At 39.9% G+C, this 21124-nt stretch carries 18 protein-coding genes; 3 read left to right on the top strand and 15 right to left on the bottom strand.

Translation table 11 applies throughout. The features are described 5' to 3' along the window. Nucleotides 1-8: 8 nt before the first annotated feature. Nucleotides 9-1034, bottom strand: coding sequence for a cytochrome d ubiquinol oxidase subunit II (locus tag ACFPYN_RS13490; RefSeq protein WP_377734901.1), 1026 nt, complete (start codon nucleotides 1032-1034; stop codon nucleotides 9-11). Next, nucleotides 1031-2377, bottom strand: coding sequence for a cytochrome ubiquinol oxidase subunit I (locus ACFPYN_RS13485; protein ID WP_377734899.1), 1347 nt, complete (start codon nucleotides 2375-2377; stop codon nucleotides 1031-1033). The genes ACFPYN_RS13490 and ACFPYN_RS13485 overlap by 4 nt, the downstream gene beginning before the upstream one ends. A 288-nt stretch (nucleotides 2378-2665) precedes the next feature. Between ACFPYN_RS13485 and ACFPYN_RS13480 the strand changes: the two genes are divergently transcribed. Further along, nucleotides 2666-3091 (top strand): NUDIX hydrolase, encoded by a 426-nt coding sequence (locus ACFPYN_RS13480; RefSeq protein ID WP_377734898.1) that lies wholly within the window; start codon nucleotides 2666-2668, stop codon nucleotides 3089-3091. Nucleotides 3092-3110: 19 nt separating this feature from the next. Next, nucleotides 3111-3605, top strand: coding sequence for a GNAT family N-acetyltransferase (locus ACFPYN_RS13475; protein WP_377734896.1), 495 nt, complete (start codon nucleotides 3111-3113; stop codon nucleotides 3603-3605). Between the two features lie 126 nt (nucleotides 3606-3731). Here the strand turns inward: ACFPYN_RS13475 and ACFPYN_RS13470 are convergent, their stop codons facing one another. The 3 genes from ACFPYN_RS13470 to ACFPYN_RS13460 all read right to left on the bottom strand — a co-directional run bounded on the left by ACFPYN_RS13470 (nucleotide 3732) and on the right by ACFPYN_RS13460 (nucleotide 5848). Continuing rightward, complete coding sequence (locus ACFPYN_RS13470) at nucleotides 3732-3944, bottom strand: small, acid-soluble spore protein, alpha/beta type (protein ID WP_377734895.1); 213 nt, start codon at nucleotides 3942-3944, stop codon at nucleotides 3732-3734. A 248-nt stretch (nucleotides 3945-4192) separates the two neighbouring features. Then, nucleotides 4193-5104: a diacylglycerol kinase gene (locus ACFPYN_RS13465; RefSeq protein ID WP_377734893.1), complete on the bottom strand. Its 912-nt coding sequence runs from the start codon at nucleotides 5102-5104 to the stop codon at nucleotides 4193-4195. Between the two features lie 174 nt (nucleotides 5105-5278). Beyond that, entirely contained in the window at nucleotides 5279-5848 is a 570-nt protein-coding gene (locus tag ACFPYN_RS13460) for a thioredoxin family protein (protein ID WP_377734891.1), read from the bottom strand. Between the two features lie 130 nt (nucleotides 5849-5978). Between ACFPYN_RS13460 and ACFPYN_RS13455 the strand changes: the two genes are divergently transcribed. After that, nucleotides 5979-7307: a TrkH family potassium uptake protein gene (locus ACFPYN_RS13455; protein ID WP_377734889.1), complete on the top strand. Its 1329-nt coding sequence runs from the start codon at nucleotides 5979-5981 to the stop codon at nucleotides 7305-7307. A 478-nt stretch (nucleotides 7308-7785) separates the two neighbouring features. On the opposite strand, the gene gatB is transcribed toward ACFPYN_RS13455, so the two are convergent. The 10 genes from gatB to ACFPYN_RS13405 form a co-directional block, all read right to left on the bottom strand. Continuing rightward, nucleotides 7786-9216, bottom strand: a complete 1431-nt coding sequence (gatB, locus tag ACFPYN_RS13450) for an Asp-tRNA(Asn)/Glu-tRNA(Gln) amidotransferase subunit GatB (RefSeq protein WP_377734888.1) — start codon at nucleotides 9214-9216, stop codon at nucleotides 7786-7788. Continuing rightward, nucleotides 9213-10682, bottom strand: a complete 1470-nt coding sequence (gene gatA / locus ACFPYN_RS13445; protein WP_377734886.1) for an Asp-tRNA(Asn)/Glu-tRNA(Gln) amidotransferase subunit GatA — start codon at nucleotides 10680-10682, stop codon at nucleotides 9213-9215. The genes gatB and gatA overlap by 4 nt, the downstream gene beginning before the upstream one ends. A 24-nt stretch (nucleotides 10683-10706) precedes the next feature. Further along, nucleotides 10707-10997: an Asp-tRNA(Asn)/Glu-tRNA(Gln) amidotransferase subunit GatC gene (gene gatC / locus ACFPYN_RS13440; protein ID WP_377734885.1), complete on the bottom strand. Its 291-nt coding sequence runs from the start codon at nucleotides 10995-10997 to the stop codon at nucleotides 10707-10709. Between the two features lie 160 nt (nucleotides 10998-11157). Beyond that, complete coding sequence (locus ACFPYN_RS13435) at nucleotides 11158-12321, bottom strand: CamS family sex pheromone protein (protein WP_377734883.1); 1164 nt, start codon at nucleotides 12319-12321, stop codon at nucleotides 11158-11160. 16 nt (nucleotides 12322-12337) lie between these two features. After that, nucleotides 12338-14344 (bottom strand): NAD-dependent DNA ligase LigA, encoded by a 2007-nt coding sequence (ligA, locus tag ACFPYN_RS13430; protein ID WP_377734882.1) that lies wholly within the window; start codon nucleotides 14342-14344, stop codon nucleotides 12338-12340. Between the two features lie 451 nt (nucleotides 14345-14795). After that, nucleotides 14796-17027: a DNA helicase PcrA gene (gene pcrA, locus ACFPYN_RS13425; protein WP_377734880.1), complete on the bottom strand. Its 2232-nt coding sequence runs from the start codon at nucleotides 17025-17027 to the stop codon at nucleotides 14796-14798. Nucleotides 17028-17087: 60 nt separating this feature from the next. Next, nucleotides 17088-17780: a heptaprenylglyceryl phosphate synthase gene (locus tag ACFPYN_RS13420; protein ID WP_377734878.1), complete on the bottom strand. Its 693-nt coding sequence runs from the start codon at nucleotides 17778-17780 to the stop codon at nucleotides 17088-17090. A 72-nt stretch (nucleotides 17781-17852) separates the two neighbouring features. Then, entirely contained in the window at nucleotides 17853-18173 is a 321-nt protein-coding gene (locus tag ACFPYN_RS13415; protein ID WP_377734875.1) for a YerC/YecD family TrpR-related protein, read from the bottom strand. A 34-nt stretch (nucleotides 18174-18207) separates the two neighbouring features. Next, nucleotides 18208-19254, bottom strand: coding sequence for a DUF3048 domain-containing protein (locus tag ACFPYN_RS13410; protein ID WP_377734873.1), 1047 nt, complete (start codon nucleotides 19252-19254; stop codon nucleotides 18208-18210). A gap of 13 nt (nucleotides 19255-19267) precedes the next feature. After that, nucleotides 19268-21001, bottom strand: a complete 1734-nt coding sequence (locus tag ACFPYN_RS13405) for an adenine deaminase C-terminal domain-containing protein (protein WP_377734923.1) — start codon at nucleotides 20999-21001, stop codon at nucleotides 19268-19270. Nucleotides 21002-21124: the final 123 nt, after the last annotated feature.

Raw genomic sequence — 21124 nt, 5'->3', positions numbered from 1 at the left:
GGCCTCCTTTAGGCATGATAATCCTTGTCTCCACGTACATAGTCTTTATTGAACAGGAATAGTCTCAGCAATAAATACAACGAAGGAAGCAATAATCCTAAACCGGCAATAAACGCAACAATCAATGCAATCGCCATTGCTTCGTTTGTGAAGCTATCGTAAATCGTTAAATACGGATATAACAGGTAAGGGGCATGTGAAACCCCATAACCGAAGAATGCTAACGCAAACTGACCGACTAATAAACCAAATGCTAAGCCATAGTTTTTGCGTTTCCAAATGAGCCAAACAGTACCGGCAAATAACAAGAATGACAGTCCGAATACGTACCATAAATCAAGAATGCGAGCATAGTGTTCAGGGTTATGACTACGTAATTCGAAAATGATGCCTCCTGCGGTGATCATCGTGGGCACAGCCCAGATCAGTGCATACTTCCGGAGTAGTTCAGTCGCTGATGAATCCCCCGCTTTATTGGCATACCATGTTAAGAATACGGCGGAAATATACAGTAATGCGGTAATACTTAAGACGACAATGCTCCACGTTAAAGGACTCGTAAATAAGGCCCAGTAATCTAACACAGGATTGTCATTAATCATGGAAATAAATCCACCTTCAGAAATCGTCAATACGACGGAAAGTGATGCTGGGATGAACAATCCTGATATCCCATACATGAACGTATAGCCTTTGTGTCCGTAAGATCCATACATGGCAAATGCGTAATAAGAACCTCGAATCGCCAGCAAGACGATTGCAATACTTACGGGTACTAATAATGTTGTTCCGTAATAAAAGGCAGTTTTCGGGAAGAACCCGATGATGCCAACGAAGAAGAACACGAGAAATACATTCGTTACTTCCCACACCGGTGATAAATAGCGCTCTATAATATTGGTTAAAATATGTTCTCGTCTTGTTAATGTGTTGTACGCGTTGAAAAATCCTGCACCAAAGTCGATTGATGCGACGATTACGTAACCGAATAAAAACATCCATAAGACGGAAATTCCGATTATTTCGAGTGTCATGTGATGTCACCACCCTGTTCTTTACGTCGGTCTTCAATTTCTTGCTCGACTGGATTCTTTTTAAACATGCGTCTAAGAACGACAACGCTTCCGACTCCAAGAATTAAGTAAAGACCTGCGAATAATGCGAGCATTATATCCACTTGACCACTTGTAGTTGCCGCGTCTTCTGTACGCATGATACCTCGCAGCACCCACGGTTGACGGCCCACTTCTGCAAACCACCAGCCTGCTTCGATTGCAATCATTGCTAGCGGTCCACCTGCAACCAGTATCCAGCGGAACCATTTAGTCTGAACGAATGACCATCTTCTCCAAGTAGCAAAGACATATAAAGCGGATATCGCCGTTAGAGACATACCAATCGTCACCATCAAATCAAACAAGTAGTGAATATAAAGTGGTGGTACTTCATCTTCAGGGAATTGATCTAAGCCCTGAACTTCTGCAAAGGGATTGCCATGTGCCAATATACTAAGTGCATATGGAATCTTAATGGCATACTTCACTTCACCGTCGTCCAAAATACCATACATAACCAACGAAGCATTTTCTTCTGTTTCAAAATGCCATTCAGCAGCAGCTAACTTTTCAGGTTGGTATTCTGCTAAATACTTTCCAGAAAAGTCTCCAATAATAGCTGTCGCAATGGAGAAGATTAAGCCGAGTTTTAACGTTAAGAATAAAGCCTTTTTATGATAGACATGATTTGAGCCTTTTAATAAACGGAAAGCAGCAATTGACGCTAACACGAAAGCTGAAGTCATGTAAGCCGTTGCCACAACATGCGCTACTTTTGTCGGCATGGCTGGGTTAAACATAGCAAGCAACGGGTTAATGTTGATTAACTCCCCGTTTACTAAATCAAACCCTTGTGGTGCATTCATAAAGGCATTTACGATGGTAATAAATACGGCTGAAAAAGATGCCCCAATGGCAACTGGTATAAGTATTAATAAATGCTTCTTCTGATCTTCAAAACGATCCCATGTGTATAAATATATCCCTAAGAAAATAGCTTCAAAGAAAAACGCGAACGTTTCCATAAATAACGGTAAGGCAATGACATTACCTGCTAATTCCATAAAGTTTGGCCACAATAAAGACAGTTGGAGACCAATGGCTGTCCCTGTTACAACACCGACAGCAACAGTGATAACGAAACCACGTGCCCAACGTCTCGCGAGTAAAATATAGTGTTCATCATTTTTCTTAATTCCAACCCACTGCGCAATCATAATCATCAGTGGAATACCGACGCCGATCGTAGCATAAATAATATGAAACGATAGGGTCAATTCTGTTAAAATGCGACTAAAGAATACTGCCTCTTCATTCCCCATTCAGTTTCCCTCCTATTAACTTCCGAAAATACGACCTAATATCGACAACGTCATAATGGCTGCCACAATAAATACAACCCACATTAATTTTCTCTCTTGATTCTTATACATGACATCACCTTCCTAGTTCTTATAATACCCTATTAGAACTCCTTTAAAATAACGGGATGTATCCATTTTGTCACGCACTTGTGAAGGATATGTGACTATCATCAAAAATAAATATTGCGAAAGTTCGGATTATTTTGTATCCTATTTAATCATACTAAAATATTAGAGGTGAATGATATGAAAACAAAAAGGAAAGTTCTTGCTTATATTACCAAAGGACAAGAACCTAATTTAGAATTGCTCGTTTTTGAACACAAAGACCATCCTGAGGCTGGCTTACAGGTTCCCGCTGGCACCATTGAAGAAGATGAAATGTTGATAGATGCCCTATACCGAGAAATTGCCGAAGAAACTGGCATCTCCCGAAATGCTCTTTCATTTATCGGAAAAGTTCATAAATATAATTACTATCCAAATGGAAAAGATACGGCCTATGAACGAAATTTCTTCCACTTGAATTATGCAGGTGAACAATTAAACTGGGAACACCATGTTGTAAGTGACGGCCTAGACAACGGTCTGACGTTTAAATTCCGCTTCGAACCAATTGATACATTGCCTCAACTAGCAGGTGAACAAGGTCAAGCATTAGAATTGATGTAGCTGTAAAGGAGGAAATCCATTGAATATCAGACCAATTGAAGTAAGTGATGCAGAACAATTTTTATCTCTCAGCAAAAAACTCGATGAGTCGAACTTTATGTTACACGAACCTGGTGAGAGACAAACGACGATTGAGCAGCAAAGAAAATCCATCGAAACCATTTTAGCTAAACACAACACCACCCTTTTCGTCGCAGAGGTTGAAAGCAATTTGGTTGGGTTCATTGCAGCAATCGGCAACCAATTGCAACGCAATCAACACTGTGCTTATCTTGTTTTAGGCGTTCTTGATCTGTATCAAGGACATGGGATCGCAACTAAATTATTTGATCAATTATTTGATTGGGCGAAAGAAAACAAACTGTCCCGACTTGAATTGACGGTCATTAAAGATAATAACAAGGCATTTAATCTCTATAAAAAGATGGGCTTCACATTGGAAGGTGAGAAAGTACATTCGTTGATGATTGATGGGGAACCAATAAATGAATATTATTTATATAAGCTGCTATAGCTAAAAGAGCGCTTCCCGGTTTTCCAGGAAACGCTCTTTATTATTAAAAATTAACATTCACTATTTATGAATGATTAACACCCTACTTCTACACACTACTGTACAAAGCGCTTTTACTTAAGTTAATTATCGATTTGTTGTACCGCCCATTTGTTGTTGAGCTTGTCGTACTAAACGTTTTGTAATTTCTCCACCTACTGAACCATTCGCGCGAGAAGTAGCATCTGCTCCTAGTGAAACACCAAATTCTTGTGCAATTTCATATTTCATTTGGTCTAAAGCTTGTTTTGCTCCAGGAACTTCAAGTTTGTTACGACTTCCAGAATTGTTGTTAGCCATATCTATCACCTCCTTGAAGTGTAGAATGCTCCGTTCTGAAGATTTCATTCGCAATGGCCAGGAGGTAATTTATAGATAATTAGTCAAACCCTTTTCTCTTGGACCTTTAGCTATCGGCGTATTTTGTTGTCTATCGGCGGTTCTCTATCGTCTATCGGCGCATCTTTGTCGACTATCGGCGGTTTCATTGATTTTTATGCACAAATCAAAAAAGATCACTACCCAAAAGGTAATGATCATTAATTGATTTATGGACGATCTTGTTCGCGAATGTCTTTCATTGGAACAAACACTTCGATATGACGATGTAAATTTTCAAATACTGCTGGTGCATTGCCGCCGTATTCACCGTCTAAGTTTAGTTGAACATGAGCGTCAGCAGTTACTTTTATGTGACTCGCTTTTTTATACACCACAAGTGGGTCATCTAAATGGTTTCCACCAATTGCCAGTGTTGCTAAACGAATAAATTCAGCCATATTACATTTTTTTAAGATTAACAACGTGAATTTTCCATCGTTAATGCTTGAATCTGGCGCAAGTTTTTCAAAACCACCTACAGAATTGGTTAACCCGACTAGGAACATCATTGCCTCACCATCGAAAACTTCACCATCATACTCGATTCGTACATGAGAAGCCCGAATTGAGGGCAACATTTCGATGCCTTTTAAGTAATACGCAAGTTGACCAAGGACGGTTTTTAACTTACTTGGAACGTCATACGTCAATTCTGTTAACTTCCCACCGCCCGCGATATTAATAAAATAGCGATCGTTGACTATGCCAACGTCTACTGGAATTGTTTCATCCGCTATTATTATGTTCACCGCTTTAGTAATATCGCGAGGAATGCGCAATCCTCTGGCAAAGTCATTCGTCGTTCCCATGGGAATAAGTCCGACTTTTGGACGTTTTTCAAAAGTACTGATTCCTGCCACGACTTCGTTTAACGTACCATCTCCACCTGCCGCTATCACAAGGTCAAAACCTCGTTCAACTGCATGTTTAGCTGCCACTACCGCATCGCCTTCACAAGTTGTTGCATGACACGATGTTTCATATCCAGCAATCTCTAATTTCTCTAATACTTCTGGTAAGTGTTTTTTAAATAATTCACGACCTGATGTAGGATTATAAATAATACGTGCACGTTTCATACACACATTTCCTTCCCGCTTTACATTTTCAACTATTAATAGGACTTATTCGCGAATAAAAAGTTGCATCTAGAAAAGCCTCACATAGTCTGCACTCTAAGACCCACGAAAAGAAGCCGGACAAATGCCTCGGCTTGATTCCTTCATTATATACGAATGCGAGCTTTAGAACAATTATGACTGTTTTTGTAGCTCCGCTGTAAATTCTCTACGAATGTCTTCATAAACCCACAACCAGTATTCCGGAGTAGAAATATACTCCGCAGTTACTTTCTCAATAAATGCAGTGCGCTTGTCAGTAAATGTAGGGTCATCTGAAGCCGGTAGATCATTGCGGAGTTCTAGGATATATTCTTGTAATTTCGGAGCACGTGGACCCCATCTTGAAATGACATGACCATCTGGACTCATTAATAAATATACTGGTATGGAACGCCCTCCATTAGTTAAGTAGCGGTCCATTAATTCTAAGTTCTGGTCTCGGTAAACGACCCGAACTTCTATATCTGCCGCTTCCGCAACACGACGTAAAATCGAGTTATTCAACATGGCATCGCCACACCAATCTTCAGTAATAGCTAAAATGTGTGGTGCTTTTTCTTTCAATAAAGTAATAAATTCATCGTCTTGAGGGACATGAAATTGATCATATATTAGTTGGCTATTGTCTTTGTGACTTTCCATTTTATCCATATATTCTTGCAGAGAAATTGCTTCCTCAAAGTATTGTTGTTCAGTTTTCATTGAGTCATCTCCTCCTTTCAAATTAGTTTACTCGGTTCATACAAAGGAATCAAATTTCTTGTTGACAGTTTAATTAAAGAAGCATAGAGTTAGCTATTATTTTGGATTCTAAAATTTAGGAAGTGTCTGGATGCGTAACATCAAAAAGAAAAGCTTTAAAATTTCTCCTCCTCTTTTAATAGCAGGAAGTTTTTTGTTTTTAATATTCATGGGAACTCTTTGTTTAAAGCTCCCTTTCGCCACAACAACACCTATATCCTGGACGGATGCTTTGTTTGTTGCTACCTCTGCAACGACCGTGACAGGACTCAGTGTTTTTGATCCTGGGACTACGTTAACCGTATTTGGCGAAGTTGTCTTAATGTTTCTTATCCAATGTGGCGGTATTGGCTTAATGACATTTGCCGTAGCATTATTAATTGTCCTTGGCAAAAGAATTGGCCTTCAAAACCGCATTTACTTACAAGAATCTTTTAATCAAAACTCTGTTGGTGGAATTGTAAAACTCGTGAAATTAATTTTAACATTTGTTTTAACGGTGCAAATTATTGCTGCTATTATCTTAACGCTTCATTGGTTACCAAAATTCGGCTTACAAGAGGCTCTATATTTAAGTATCTTCCATGTTATTTCTGCCTTCAATAATGCCGGGTTTGCATTATTTCCCGATAACTTAATCGGCTTCTCTGGTGATCCCATCGTCAACATTGTATTATCTGGACTTTTCATTTTAGGTGGCCTTGGTTTCACGGTTGTTATAGACATTTATCAAAAGAATTCATTTAGACAATGGTCACTTCACACGAAAATGATGATTGTCGGTACACTTATCATTAACGTCGTAGCCGCTCTCACGATTTTCTTATTAGAGTACGGAAATCCTGCCACCTTGGGTAATATGCCTTTATACGAGAAAATTATGACTGCCTATTTCCAAGGTGTCACACCTCGTACGGCTGGATTCAACTCAGTAAATACTGGCCTGCTAGAAGATCCAACAATAATGTTTACCATGTTGCTTATGTTTATTGGGGCAGGTAGTGCATCGACTGCGTCAGGAATAAAATTAACCACCTTTATGATTGTTATTCTAGCTACAGTGGCCTTCTTGCGACAACGAGGAGAACCCGATTTGTTCGGTCGCTCCATTCGTCTCGATACAGTCATTCGTTCACTCGCCATAACCACCATTAGTTTATTGGTCGTCATTGGATTTATCTTTATGTTAACCGTCACAGAAAAAATCCCATTCTTGCCTCTCGCATTCGAAGTCGTGTCCGCATTCGGCACAGTCGGATTGTCGATGGGAATTACCGCTCAACTAAGCGACTTAGGCGAAGTATTACTTAGTATGGTCATGTTCGTAGGACGAATCGGACCACTTACCTTGTTCTTCTTATTAATGAAACCGAAAAAAGTAAACTATCGCTACCCATACGATCAAGTATTTACAGGATGATTTAGGAAAGCCTCTCGAGTTTATTGAGAGGCTTTTGTGTATTAATTAGAGATGCTTTTTCGTCGAGCATATATCGAAAAAATACAAGCATTCTTAAAAATTCTCGAATCACGTGCACCTAAATAGTGACTTTCTTTCTATTTTTCTAGTTTGAGAGTTGATTCGACAAATATTCCCCAGGAAATAAATCCTTTTTCGACATGAGTTTATAATCAAATAGTCCCCCCAATGGAAGTAAGCAATTTAAGATTTTGTTTCGCCTATCTTGTGAGTGAGACTGGATTACTGGCTGGTTTTTGATTTATCGCTCATACACGGTTCAATTGCAAGTTAACTAGGTGAGACACTACACTCACTTGCTTCTAACTGCTACTCACTGCAACAAACTACTACTCACAAGAACCACTCAATCCTTCTCTCACTCCATCTAATCAAAAAAAGCGACTCCCATCACTGCATGGAGTCGCTTCTTTCAAGTTTATCGTTTTGACATTTCGTCTAGTAGAATTTTGTTTACAAGCGGTGGGTTTGCTTGGCCTTTTGTTGCTTTCATGATTTGACCGACTAGGAAGCCGATTGCACGGTCTTTACCGTTTTTGAAATCTTCGATAGATTGCGGATTCGCATCAAGAGTTTTTGTAACGATGTCACGAAGGGCGCCTTCGTCTGAAATTTGAACTAAGCCTTTATCTTTCACGACTTGTTCAGCTGTTCCACCATTGTCAGCAAGCTCTTTGAATACTTTTTTCGCGATTTTCGATGAAATCGTTCCATCACTGATTAGCTTGATCATGCCTGCTAATCCTTCTGGAGTTAGGTTTGTGTCATGTAATTCTTTTTGATCAACATTTAAGTAGGCAGAAACTTCACCCATCATCCAGTTCGATGCAAGTTTCGTATCAGCACCTAAAGCAATTGTTGCTTCGAAGAAATCGGACATTTCTTTCGTTAAAGTTAAGACCATTGCATCATATGATGGCAAGCCTAATTCTTCAACGTAACGTTGTTTACGTGCGTCTGGAAGTTCAGGGATTTCTTCGCGGATACGATCCATCCATGCTTGGTCAATCACTAGATCAACTAAGTCTGGTTCTGGGAAGTATCGGTAATCGTCTGATCCTTCTTTAATGCGCATTAACAATGTCTTGCCTGTCGACTCATCAAAACGACGAGTTTCTTGTAAGATTTCTCCACCTGCAAGCAATACTTCAGCTTGGCGAATCTCTTCGTGTTCTAGGCCACGACGTACGTAGTTAAACGAGTTCAAGTTTTTCAATTCTGCTTTTGTACCGAATTGTTCTTGACCGTATGGACGTAATGAAATATTAGCGTCACAACGAAGTGAGCCTTCTTCCATTTTACAATCGGAAACACCTGTGTACTGGATAATTGATTTAACTTTTTCCAAGTACGCATAAGCTTCAGCTGGTGTGCGAATATCTGGTTCGGACACGATTTCGATTAATGGTGTTCCTTGACGGTTATAGTCAACAAGAGAATAGCCTTTATCCGTATGTGACAATTTACCAGCATCTTCTTCTAAGTGTAAACGCGTAATACCAATGCGTTTTTTGTAGCCATCCACTTCGATTTCAACCCAACCATGTTCACCGATTGGTTGATCGAATTGAGAAATTTGGTACGCTTTTGGATTATCTGGGTAGAAGTAGTTTTTGCGGTCAAATTTCGTATGTGTCGAAATTTCACAGTTCAATGCCATAGCAGCTTTCATCCCGAAATCTATTGCCGTTTTATTAACAACAGGTAACACCCCTGGGTAACCAAGGTCAATTACATGTGTATTTGTATTTGGTTCTGCACCGAAATGGTTTGGTGATGGTGAAAACATTTTTGAATCTGTTTTCAACTCTACGTGAATTTCTAAACCAATGACTGTTTCAAAGTTCATGATTTTGCTCCCTCCCATATTTGAGGAGTTTCTTTATGGAAGCTTGTTGCTTGCTCAAATGCATGAGCTACGCGGTAAATCGTTGCTTCATCAAAGTGTTTCCCGATAATTTGTAAGCCAAGTGGCATTCCTTCAGAGAATCCACATGGAATCGAAATTCCAGGTACACCCGCTAAGTTTACAGGGATTGTTAAAATATCATTTGCATACATCGTTAATGGATCTTCGTTTTTCTCGCCCACTTTAAATGCTGGAGTTGGCGTTGTCGGTCCAATAATGACATCGTATTTTTCAAATACTTGATCAAAATCTTGCTTTATTAATGTACGAACTTGCTGTGCTTTTTTATAGTAGGCATCGTAAGAACCTGCACTCAATGCAAATGTTCCTAGCATGATGCGACGTTTTACTTCGTCTCCAAAGCCTTGAGCGCGTGTTTCTTTGTATAAATCCATCAATGATTCCACATTTTCTGCACGGAAACCATAACGAATTCCATCAAAACGAGCTAAGTTTGAAGATGCCTCAGAAGAAGATAGTAAATAGTAAGTTGCTAAGCCGTATTTAGAGTGTGGAAGAGATACTTCTTCCCATGTTGCGCCAAGAGATTCTAATACTTTTAACGCGTCTAATACTGATTGTTTAGCAGCTGCGCCAACACCGTCTCCTAAATATTCTTTAGGAACACCGATGCGAAGACCTTTAATGTCTCCAGTTAATGACTCCACAAAGCTTGGTACATCTACGTTTGCAGATGTTGTATCGTGTTCATCGACACCTGAAATTGCTTCAAGTAGAAGTGCATTGTCTCTTACATTGCGTGTAATCGGTCCGATTTGATCAAGAGATGACGCGAAAGCCACCAATCCAAAACGAGATACACGACCATAAGTTGGTTTCATCCCAACAACACCACAGAAAGATGCAGGTTGACGAATAGATCCACCCGTATCAGATCCTAGTGAAAATGGTACTTCTCCTGCTGCTACTGAAGCTGCAGAGCCACCTGATGATCCACCTGGAACGCGGTCTAAATCCCACGGGTTACGCGTGATTTTGTAAGCTGAGTTTTCAGTTGATGAACCCATAGCGAATTCATCCATATTCAATTTACCGATTGTAATCAACCCGGCTTCGCGAAGTTTGCGAACAACCGTTGCATCATAAATCGGGTTAAATCCTTGCAAGATTTTAGAACCACTTGTTGTTTCTAAACCCTCGGTAACAATGTTGTCTTTTACGCCGATAGGCAATCCAAATAAAGGTCCACGTTCAGAAACAGGCACTTGATCCATTTCTTCGGCTTGTTTCATAGCTTGTTCTTTATTCAAAGCTAAAAAGGCTTTCACATCGCCGTCTAATGCTTCTATACGGTTATATGCTTCAGCAGTTAAATCAGCAATGGACGTTTCTTTGTTATGTATCATTGCTTGAAGTTCACTTGATGAATGGTTAAATAATGTCATGGGAAGTCCCTCCTTACGTCAAAATCAGTCTAAGATTGATGGTACTTTTACTTGGCCGTCTTCTTGCTCACGAACGTTTTTCATCATTTTATCACGGTCAAGTCCTGGGACAGCCTTGTCTTCACGCATAACATTTACGAGTGGTAAGACATGAGTAGTTGGTAAAACATTAGTTGTATCTAATTCATTTAACTGCTCAGCAAAATTTGTAATTGCCGCAAGTTGGCCAGCAAACTTTTCAGCTTCTTCGTCTGTAATAGAAAGACGCGCTAAATGGGCAACGTGCTTTACTTCTTCTTTTGATATATTCGCCATTTTTACACCTCCGAATTCACAATCATACGGAATATCATATCATTTTTCATACTAAAAGAATAGGGACAGCAGTGAAGCTATCCCTATTCTTGTGGCAATTTTGTATCAAGTTATAAGTCTTTAACATCAACTCGCACTGCTAATACAAGTTTGACTAACATTAGTCGTAAATATGCACATATGGTTCTTTTTCGTCCGCTTTTTTAATGACCACTGCTTCCGGTCCATTAATTGAAGTGACACTTACCTCGACTTGCATAGATTCAGGGAAATGTTCCATGACTAATCCCGTCATATATTGCGTAAATCCAACGATTTCTGCCGCTCCATAAAACTGGATAGGAATGTCAATCGTTAATTTCTTTATGCGATCTTCCTGATAGAAACCAGTGCCTATGATACTCGTATAATTGGAGAAATACTCCTCAACATCTTGTTTAAAGTTATTAAATGACTCACCGACTTCACGGTACTTAACTTCAGAAGCGGGTTGTGGGAAAATGATATATTCTTCATTTACGTTATTCCATTCGCCTAGTGCTTTTCCTTCATCCGCGACACTGTATGCAAAATAAGTACCTGGTACGATGGCGTTACGACTTTCTTGTTTAAATAGACCTACTGTAATTGGCACATTCTCAAGGCCTTTTATCGCACGCATTCGTTTGATGATTTCAGCGGCCATCTTTTTCCCATTTGCTTCGATAGCAGCTTGTGGAATCGGTTGTTCATATGGGCCATAATCACCAACCTTGTAATAAAAGACAGAGTTCATGGCTAAGCCAATGGAGACGCCACCAAGTCTAATTTTATTGTCATCCGTTTTAACCATGTAATCTTGTTCGACAATATGAGACAAATATATTGGGGTTGTCTTCGCTAATTCAGCTGTGATTTCGTCTCCAGGTAACAACGGATTTAGCCCTTTGTTATCCTTGTTATCTTTATCGTCTTTCTTTACTTCCTTTTCCCGTTGTAACCAAGAACGCAGTAGCTCAGTATCTAACATTTGTCCTTCTTGGAAAAGGTAATCATCTGCTGAAAACGTTCGCTGAGACAAACGCAGTAAGCCACTTTCGACTTCTTTTACATCATATTTCGAATACACATTTGAAACAATTAATCCTCTGCTTTTACTTGGTGCATATGGTAAAAGTGTACGATAGTATTGCTTTGAAATTTGCATGCTTGGAATAATTGTTGCTGTTTCTTCTTCTGTTTTCTCAGCTTCATTTATAACTTTCGTATCTTTAGTTAAATCTGGTGCACAACCTGCGATTAATACTAAAGAAATAATGGCCGGAATCCAGCTAGTTCGTTTCATTATAGGAAGGACTCCTTCACTTGTTTAATTCGTCAATTAGACGATTCTCATCCCATACTGGAATTCCTAAAGTCTGAGCTTTATCAAGTTTTGAACCTGCATCTTCTCCTGCGATGACAATGTCCGTTTTTTTACTAACACTTCCAGCGACGGTTCCGCCTACCAGTTCTATTCTCTCTTTTGCTTCTTGTCGTGTCAATTGTTCCAATTTCCCAGTTAATACAACCGTTTTACCAGTCAATACATGATTGAGATTCGAAAGATCTACTTTCTTGCCCGTGTAAGACAAATTAACGCCGAGATCTTCAAGGCGCTTAATTAATTCTTGTACTTCTTCATTATCAAAATAACGAACAACCGAATCCGCCATTTTATCGCCAATTTCGTGAATAGTGATAAGTTGCTCGGGAGTAGCTTGGGCAAGTGTTTTCATATCGCCGAGTTCTTCAGACAGTATTTTGGCTGCTTTCTCGCCCACATGACGAATCCCTAATCCGAATAATACCCGTTCCATTGAATTTTGTTTCGATGCTTCAATAGCAGCAATCAAATTCGTAGCCGATTTATCACCCATACGATCGAGTTGAATTAATTGATTTTTCGTCAACGTAAACAAATCGGAAACGTCATGTATCAGACTTTCACGGAACAATTGCTCAACTACTTTTTCACCGAGTCCATCTATATTCATCGCATTACGCGAAACAAAATGAATCAGTCCTTCTGTAATTTGAGCAGGGCATTGTGGATTCACACAACGCAAGGCAACTTCCCCTTCAATTCGAACGAGTTCACTTTCACAAACCGGACAATGTGTTGGCATTTTATATTCAGGTAAGTCTTCTTTCCGTGCTTCGAGGACCACCGCTACGACTTCAGGTATAATGTCGCCTGCTTTACGAATGATGACGGTGTCTCCAATACGAATATCCTTTTCACGAATCAAATCTTCATTATGTAATGAAGCACGTCCCACTGTCGTTCCCGCTACTTTCACAGGTTGAAGAATAGCGGTTGGCGTTAATGTACCTGTGCGTCCTACCGTTAATTCAATATCCAGCAATGTGGTCACAACTTCTTCAGCAGGGAATTTATAAGCTGTTGCCCATCGTGGACTTTTCGCTGTAAATCCTAGTTCTTGTTGGTGAACATAACGATTCACTTTAATAACAATACCGTCGATTTCATATGGCAGGTCTGGTCTTTTGGTTGTCCACTTTTCAATATACGCTTGCACTTCGTCAATAGAGTGACAAGTTTTACGTTCTTTATTGGTTTGAAAGCCTAATTCATCTAAATAATCGAGCGCTTCTGCATGACTATCTAGTTGATAAGCTTCTCCGTCTCCTCCGATGCCGTAAACGAAAATCGCTAAATTACGACTTGCCGCAATTTTCGGATCCAGTTGACGCAGAGAACCTGCTGCTGCATTTCGAGGGTTCGCAAACTTTTCTTCTTCTTGTTCCACTCGAGATTCATTTAATGCCATAAATGATTTCTTTGGCATATAAGCTTCTCCACGAAGTTCCATGGTGACCGGCTTTTTCAATCGCAATGGAATTGAACGAATGGTTTTTAAATTCTCGGTAATGTCTTCCCCTACGCGACCATCTCCACGAGTGGCTCCGCGAACGAAGACGCCATTTTCATAAGTAAGTGAAATGGCTAAGCCATCTATTTTCAATTCGCACACATAGGAAAAGTCATCCCCAATGCTTGCACGAATGCGTCGATCAAAGTCGTCTAAATCCTCTCGACCAAATGCATTCGATAAACTAAGCATTGGATATGTGTGCGCAACTTTATTGAATCCTTGAAGGATTGTACCCCCAACTCGTTGAGTAGGAGAATCCGGGTAGATTAAATCAGGAAATTCACTTTCAATTGCGATGAGTTCCTGTAAATATTGGTCGTAAACCGCGTCTGGCACGAGCGGTTGATCCAGCACATAATAGGCGTAGCCTGTGTCATGTAAAAGTTGGTTTAGTTCTTTTACACGTTCTTCTAATTGTACTTTATCCATTGACACGTTCCTCCGCTCGTTCTTTTAAATAAAAGGCTCTCTTACAATATATTGTTGATTTTCGTTACAACGTCTTTTCATGTTTCGAAGCTAGCGTAGCGATGCAGAAACAGGCGGACGCTTTCCGCGGGCAGTCCGTGAGCCTCCTCGTTCGCTACGCTCCCTGCGGGGTCTCACCTGGACATGCTTATCCCGCTGGAAAGTTATTGGGCGAACTGTCATTCGTCCAATAACTTTGCGACGAGTAACCGCAGGAGCACAAGTTTTTCTCGTCGTCTTTCACTACAATCACTTAAAATGAACAGTAATATATAACATTAAGTGATATGTAGCAAAACAGCGAAGAAGCCAATATGCTCCTGAGTTTACTCGTCTCAGAAGACAAAGATATTTACTTCATGCAGGCTCGACGTGCTATTTTAAGCGGACCTTTTTAAATTGCATCTTATAGTTATGCTTTTTCAACGGGTGCAAACTTAGCCAACAGTCTCTTAATACCAGTCGGGCTTGGGAATGCGATATCGAGTTCTGTGTTTTCGCCTTCGCCTCGGACACTAACGACCATTCCAGTGCCCCATTTTTTGTGGATGGCTTTGTCACCGGTTGTCCATCCAAGCTTGTCCCCGCCAGATGCATTGTATGCAGGACGGGAAACAGCTGCACGGGTTGTGTTTGGTACCGCACGGCTGGTCGTTCTACTTTTGCCAGTCGCTGCAGATTGTTTTAAGGTCACATGTTCTAAAATATCTTCTGAGATCTCCGCGATAAATCGGGAAGGATTGTTGAAACCACTTCGACCGAACAAAGTACGGGTTTGTGCACATGTAATATACAAACGCTGTTCAGCACGGGTAATTCCTACGTACATGAGACGGCGCTCTTCTTCCATTTCGTCCGTGTCTCCGATTGACCGTGAATGTGGAAAGACGTTCTCCTCTGCGCCAATAATGAACACGACTGGGAACTCAAGTCCTTTAGCCGCGTGCATCGTCATTAGGACTACTTTTCCTTTAGACACGTCTTCATCGTTATCTAACTTATCCAAATCTGAAATTAGCGCTAGGTCAGTTAAGAATGACACGAGCGTTTTATCGTCACTGCGTTCTTCAAACGCTTTTGTAACGGACAAAAACTCTTCTATGTTTTCTAATCGGCTTTCCGATTCAATGGTTTTTTCATTGTTGAGCATGTTGCGATAGCCCGTCTTATCTAACACTTGTTCTACTAGTTCAGTGACAGATATGAACTCTTGCATTTTAATAAATCCATCCATCATTTGGTGGAACTTCGCTGCTTCGTTTGCTGCTCTAGCAGGCAAGCCCATAAAGTCTACTTCTTGAAGTGCATCAAAAATCGAACGATCTTGTTCGAGTGCAAATCTCGCCATACGATCAAATGAAGTCGCTCCGATATTTCGTTTTGGTTCGTTAATAATACGTGATAGCGCTAAATCATCTTCATTGTTCGCAATTAATCGTAAATACGATAGTAAGTCTTTAATCTCTTTGCGGTCATAGAACTTCGTACCACCAACAATGGTGTACGACATATTCGATTTAACTAATACTTCCTCCATCACTCGTGACTGTGCATTCGTACGATATAATACAGCGAAATCGTCGTATGTACGGTTGTCTTCTTCCATTAATTCTTGAATGGTTTTAACCACAAATTGTGATTCTTGTTTTTCGTCATATGCTTTGTAAACGTTAATTGCCGCACCAGAACCATTATCTGTTCGTAATTCTTTTGGATAACGTCCTGTGTTATTTTTAATGACGTCGTTTGCTGCCTTTAAGATGTGTTTAGTTGAGCGATAGTTTTGTTCTAACATAATGACTTGTGCGTTTGGATAATGCTTTTCAAAGGACATGATGTTTTGAATATCAGCTCCACGCCAGCGATAAATCGATTGATCCGAGTCGCCAACTACACACAAATTATTGAATTTCGCTGCTAGCATTTGCACCAGTTCGTATTGTGCTTTATTCGTATCTTGATACTCATCGACATGAATATAATGAAATTTGTTTTGATAATACTCCAAGACATCTGGTACACGTTTGAAGAGAATTAAAGTTGTCATGATTAAATCATCAAAGTCGAGGGATTGATTTTTACGAAGACGTTTGTCATAAGCCGTGTAAACTTGTGCTGCTGTCTTCTCAAAAGGGTTGAATTGATTTGCTTGACCGGCAAATGTTTGAGCGTCGATACACTCATTTTTTGCTGAGCTGATAATGTTTAACATCGAGCGAGCATCAAATTGTTTGGAGTCAATATTTTGATCTTTTATAATGCGCTTAATCACGGTTAGCTGCTCTGATGTATCTAGAATAGAGAAGTTTTTCGAATAGCCGATGCGATCAATATTACGTCGTAAAATACGGACACACATCGAGTGGAATGTTGAAACCCACATGCTTTGGCTTGTTCCGTTTCCTAATAACCCATCAACACGGTTACGCATTTCTTTGGCCGCTTTATTGGTAAAGGTAATGGCTAAAATTTTAGATGGATAAACTTCTTTTTCAACGACTAAATAAGCGATTCTGTGCGTCAATACGCGTGTTTTACCAGAACCCGCTCCAGCCATGATAAGTAAAGGTCCTTCAGTGGCCTTTACCGCTCTTTCTTGTTCGGGATTCATCCCGCTTAATAAATTCTTTACGATTACTTCCATAGTGCACCGTCCTTTTTTACGAACATTAGTTCTTTAATTATAAACTGCTACAGCTAATTGTCAAAGAGACAGGTCGTGCACAGCTTTCACTGTTTCAAGGGCTTCGGTTAAGTTGTCATAAAGATGATTTCCCACGACAATCGTGTCGGCTATTTTAGCCATTTCGGCTGCTTGTTGTGCAGAAGTAATCCCTCCACCATAAAACAATCTTGTCTTTGTTAACACCTTTTTTGCTGCTCGAACCATAGTAGGATCACCATACATACCGCTATATTCTAAATAAAAAATGGGCATGTTAAAAAAGTGTTCAGCTAATCTCGCATGGGCAATTACGTCATCCACGGATAATTCGGTGTGTGCTTCCGTTACCTGTGCAGCCTTACAATCTGGGTTCAATATGCAGTAACCCTCGGGTACAAGTTCCGTCCAGTCCATGAAATCGCCGAATTCTTTTATTGCTTCGACTTGTAAATCTTTAACGAACGTCGTTTTTGTACTATTCAAGACAGAAGGAATGAAGTAAAAATCAAAACCAGGTGTCACACTTTCTATTGTTGAAATCTCCAGGGCTACCGGCACTGTATATTGTCTTACTCTTATTAATAAGTCGACCACTAAATCGAGTGTCACGCCATCTGTTCCGCCGACTAAAATGGCATCCGTTCCAGATTCACACACGCGCTTTAGCGCTTCATCAGACATGACTTTTGCAGGATCTAGTTTAAAAACGTGACGCCACTGTAAATACTCCATGGGCTCCCACCTATCGTAATACTTTTACATCTATCTAGTATAACAAAAAAACTGAACAGAGTTGGTCTCTGTTCAGTACTTTGGAAATTGAAATGGTTTTTCATCGGGATATAAGCGGCCGAGCATTTCATCATATGTGTCGTTCCCATAATCAAAACATCGACGTACACGGGAGATGGTTGCTGTACTAGCACCTGTCTCATTTTTTATCGTTTCATACGTTTTCTTTAAACGTAACATATGCGCAACTTCAAATCGTTGAGATAACGATTGAATTTCGCTAATGGTACACAGATCATCAATAAATCGATAGACCTCTTCTATATCTTTTAATTCTAAAAAGGCTTTAAACAATTGATCTGTTTGATGACCTCGTATTTTATCTACTTGCATAATTGTTGACCTCCTTTTCAAGCCTGCTTCGTTTTTAAGGCGTGAAAGTAACCATCTGGTCGAGGCCAGGATTGGTTTTCACTAAATGTATCCAAGACTTCCCTGGAACGAGTTTAGCAGGTTGACCATTCTCCATGGGGACAAGCACACCATCAAGTTGTTGCCATTCAATTTCTTTCATGACACCAGCTTGGAATAAGTAGCCTTTTCCACCCGATGTTAAATCGAGTTGTTGACGTCCTGCTTTATCGATCGTTTGATGAACCACTTCAAAAAACAAAACATTAGCCAAACTAATTTCTTCTAATGACTCGTGATCTATAGTTTTAGTCCCGCCGGACGTACGATTGTATTGTTGAGTAAGTGTATCATACGAATACATATGGTGAAAGTCTTCACTACTACCATAGCGGACATCGATAATACTCGCTAAAGCACTAAGAGGTACATCATCTGCAGAGTTATAAAAGGCTAGACTTGGAATCTTCTCAATAGTCGTTCGTGCATTCTCTTTTTTCATACCTTCAAGTACATGTTCACCAGTAGTATACGAATTGTGTGGTGCCACACGGTCATTTGAGCGATTAAGAAGAGTCCCATCATATTGCATGCCGTTGATGTGATCAACAACACCAGTTCTTAGCATCATCTGAGCATCAGGACTATAACCATGTGCTACATAGAATGCGTCAAGCCCTACTGAAATATCAATAAAGTAATCACGCGCACTTCTAACGGGACCGATTTTTTCTGGTAATTCACTTTGATATAAAGCTAACAGTCTCGTGATATTTCCTTCAGCTACCATTTCATAGACAATATCCGCACTTGCAAGGCCCGATTGAGGTCTTGCTTTCGGATGGTTATTAATGGTAACAAGTACTGGGCGAGTGGTAAATTCTTCTTCCGAACGCTCTCCCGAAAATGGTGCAGCATAAGGAAGTGTCACCACTTCATCAGGTGAATTCTCATCTTGTGTGCCATCGATTATTGGATCTTCTGAATCAGCTGCGTTCTCTTTATCTTTTGAACAGCCGGTAACTATCAGAAGCAAGACTATTAAAAACAGCCATTTCTTCATTTCTAGAATCCCCCTAAGACCTCATAAATGAAGGGAACAACACAGACTTTTTCATCACATCGAAAATGCCTCGTTGTGTAATACGAACATACGGTAAATGTGTTGACTGCAAAAACAGTAACGTATAAATTGCATCACCGTGTGTGTACCCTCTATCGTGTAAAGCTTTTTTCAATGCAAGTTCTTGTTCTATTAAATCCTCTACTTTTTCATCCGACAAGCCTCCACCAATACTAAGTGGAATATGAGCAACAACTTCATTTTCCTCAACGAGTACAATGCCGCCTTTTAATCGTTTCATTTCATTAAAAGCTATTAACATATCATGACGGTTTTTACCGATGAGGATAATATCTCCTGTATTCGAGTAAGAAGAGGCGAAACCCTGCACAGATGTTGCAAAACCTTTGATCATCGTATTGACTCGCCACTTCCCTTTGCGGTCTACTAGCATCAAATAGCTCTCATCATGCTCTGTACTTAAACTCGCTTCACCCGTATGAATTGAAACACTATACGGTTTAGTAATGACATCATTGACCATTTCAATTCCAAACGGCATGGAGAATTCAAAATCGCCATCATGTAAATCAAATGGTAACTCTAACTGACCTAATACAGACCAATCAATGGTTGGCAATTGCTGAACCTTTTTGCCATCTCTTCTCATCCATACACCTTTTGACAAGACGCTTACTGGTACAGGATTACGTTCATTTTCTAAGAAGTTTAAAGAAGCAATTCGCCCTGTAGCAATAAAACCATGCAAACTTGTCATGTTGTAATATCGAGCTATATTATAGGAAGCCATTTGATATGCATCGATTGGTCTTACTCCCGCATCAAGTGCTACTTGAATACATTTATCCATCACTCCATCGATATGAAACGAAGGCGTAGAGCCATCTGTGGTCATCATTAAGTGATCAAAAACATCCAAACCTTTTTCGACAATGCCTTTTAATAAATGTGGTAAATCTGGGCGAATAGAAGAATGTCTGAGTGTTACGGCATAACCATGCAACAAACGACGTTCCACTTCCTCAACGGTCATCGCTTCATGATCACCATCAGTTCCAAGCAATCTCATACGTGCCAACGTTTTTTCAGAGGCACCCGGAAAATGACCTTCCACTTTTTTGCCTTTCAATTTAGCCGATTGCAACCAATACAACAGTTGATCATCGCCTGCCAATAATCTTGGCCATCCAGTTAATTCACCGCCCATTAATACTTCAGGTCGATCCAACCATTCACTAATAGACTTAGTCGTAAACAATTGATCTTCATTTTCAAGCTCTGTTTGAGAATCAAATCGAGCCCACCAATAAAATGAAAATGGTAATTTATTGAGTTGGTCTAAAATTGTAAACGCTTTCTCGTTTTCTAGTAATAAAAAGAGAATGAGATTATCTGATAGAAAAGTAGTGGTACCTAATTGAGCTGCATAATCAGCAAATGATTGGGGATGATAAAGTTGAAATGGATGAACATGAGGTTCAATATAGCCTGGCACAATTACCTGTCCACTTGCATCAATTATTTCTGCTTCGGTCATATTTGTTGGCATCTCTGGACCTGCATATACAATGCGATCTTTAGAAATCCAAATATTGCCTTCTACCCATTTTTTTAAAACACTATGTAAATATGTAGCATTCACAATAATTTTGTCGGGACTCGATTTCCCATCAATCATACTGATTTGATGGCGGATTTCCCCGATTTTCCACAAAGGGTGTTGCATGTCATCCATTCTCCTTTCACGAACAATGTTACGTTTTTTTAGCTGATTTCTAATGCGAATTCCAGAAATCAGTATAAGAAAAGACATCAGCCTGCCCCATCGTGGCGACAAGCTGTGTTTTCC

The sequence above is a fragment of the Paenisporosarcina macmurdoensis genome (genome assembly GCF_042658845.1).
Taxonomy (GTDB): domain Bacteria; phylum Bacillota; class Bacilli; order Bacillales_A; family Planococcaceae; genus Paenisporosarcina; species Paenisporosarcina macmurdoensis.
This window is presented reverse-complemented; position numbering and strand designations above follow the sequence as displayed.